Origin of the sequence: Haloferax sp. AB510 (genome assembly GCF_024136985.1) — an archaeon.
Lineage (GTDB): Archaea > Halobacteriota > Halobacteria > Halobacteriales > Haloferacaceae > Haloferax.
Genome location: NZ_JAMYJY010000199.1, coordinates 1 through 2197, shown reverse-complemented (window position 1 = coordinate 2197; position 2197 = coordinate 1). Strand labels below are relative to the sequence as shown.

General features: G+C 68.0%; 3 pseudogenes. All 3 read left to right on the top strand.

Going from position 1 to position 2197, the window contains the following annotated elements:
- Positions 1–1223 (top strand): annotated as a pseudogene (locus NKF06_RS20470) (deoxyribodipyrimidine photo-lyase); the annotation flags it as partial.
- An 84-nt stretch (positions 1224–1307) separates the two neighbouring features.
- A pseudogene (locus NKF06_RS20465) lies at positions 1308–1909 on the top strand (DJ-1/PfpI family protein).
- 137 nt (positions 1910–2046) lie between these two features.
- A pseudogene (sod, locus tag NKF06_RS20460) lies at positions 2047–2197 on the top strand (superoxide dismutase [Mn]); the annotation flags it as partial.

Below are 2197 nucleotides of genomic sequence, written 5' to 3'. Positions count from 1 at the left end.
TCCCGACCGGTGGCGGCGGCGCTCGACGCCGAGCGAGCCACCTGGGGAATCCGAGTTACTCCGGACTCCGGCCCGCGACGCGCGACGCCGACGTGCGGCTCGCCCTCGACGACGCTGGCGTCGCCCGCGAGTCGGTCCACGACGCCATCTTCCACCCACCGGGGAGCATCACGACCAACGCGGGCGACACCTACTCAGTCTACACCTACTTCTGGAAGAAGTGGCGCGACCGCGACAAGCCCGACCCCTATCCGGAACCGGACGCCGACGACCTCGCCGACGCCGGCACGCTCGAAACCGCGGCAGAGAGCCTCTCCGACGCCGAGTTCGACGTCGCCGTCGGCGACCTCCCGACAATCGCTGAACTCGGGTTCGAGGAGCCGACAGCGGCGGTCCAATCGGCGGGGACCGAGGCGGCCCGCGAGCGCCTGTCGTCGTTCTGTGCGGACGCCATCTACCGCTACGCCGACGACCGCGACTACCCGACGCGGGACGCCACGTCCCGGCTCTCGACGGACCTCAAGTTCGGAACTATCGGCATCCGCGAGGTGTACGCGGCGACCGCCGCGGCCCGCGAGGGCGTCGGCGGCGAGAAAGACGAGTCGGTCGAGGAGTTCCAGTCGCAGTTGGCGTGGCGGGAGTTCTACGCCCACGTCCTCCGGGAGCACCCGAACGTCGTCACGGAGAACTACAAGGAGTACGAAAACGACATCGCGTGGCGCGACGACGCCGAGGAACTGGCGGCGTGGAAGGAGGGGAAAACCGGCTACCCCATCGTCGACGCCGGGATGCGACAGCTCCGCGAGGAGGCGTACATGCACAACCGCGTTCGGATGATTGTCGCGTCGTTCCTCACGAAGGACCTCCTGTGCGACTGGCGACACGGCTACGCGCACTTCCGCGAGCACCTCGCGGACCACGACACCGCAAACGACAACGGCGGCTGGCAGTGGGCCGCCTCGACTGGGACCGACGCGCAGCCGTACTTCCGCATCTTCAACCCGATGACGCAGGGCGAGCGCTACGACCCCGACGGCGAGTACATCAAGCGGTACGTCCCCGAGCTATCGGACGTGACGGCCAACACCATCCACGAGTGGCACGAACTGACCGACCTCGAACGCGAGCGCCTCGCACCCGACTACCCGGAGCCAATCGTGGACCACTCCGAGCGCCGCGAGCGAGCGATTTCGATGTTCGAGGCCGCCCGCGGCGACGACTGAGCGACGACTGACCCCGCCTGCTGTTTTTTGCCCTCGGTCGCCGCGGCACGAACGGCTTTCTGCCCGGGGAGCGACCTCGGAGACATGCACGTCGCTGTTATCCTCTACGACGGCTTCGACGAACTCGACGCCGTCGCGCCGTTCGAGGTGTTCCAGAACGCCGGCGCGGCCGGGGCCGACTGCGAGGCCGAACTCGTCGCGCTCGACGACCGCGAGTTCGTGACCGCGAGCCACGGGATGCGCGTCGGCGTCGACCGCGTCCTCGACCCCGAGACCGACCGCCCGGACCTCCTCGTCGTCCCCGGCGGCGGCTGGAACTCCCGCGCGGAACAGAGCGCGTGGGCGGAGGCCGAGAAAGGCGAAATTCCCGACGCCATCGCGGCGCTCCATGAGGCCGGAACAACCGTTGCCGGCGTCTGTACCGGCGGTATGCTCCTCGCTCGCGCCGGCATTCTCGACGGCCGCCCCGCGGTCACTCACGGCGGCGCGCTCTCGGACCTCCGCGAGACGGCCGCCGCGTCGTCGAGCGCGTCGTCGACGACGGCGACGTGCTCACCGCGGGCGGCGTCACCTCCGGACTGGACCTCTCGTTACACCTCGTCGAACGGGAGTTCGGGGCAGATATCGCCGACGCCGTCTCGACCGAAATCGAGTACAAGCGCCGGACTGACCCGTTCGACGGCTGACACGCTCGCGCGAACCGGCGTTTCTCGAATCGGAGAAATCGACCGATAGCGACCCGCACGCCGTGGTTTGTGCTAGCATACCTCTCCTCAAGTTTTAACAGGATTCCGCCCGACCCGTGATACGGAGGTTACACATTATGAGCTACGAACTCGACCCGCTTCCGTACGAGTACGACGCCCTTGAACCGCACATCTCCGAGCAGGTGCTGACGTGGCATCACGACACCCACCACCAGGGCTACGTCAACGGCTGGAACGCGGCCGAGGAGACCCTCGCCGAGAACCGCG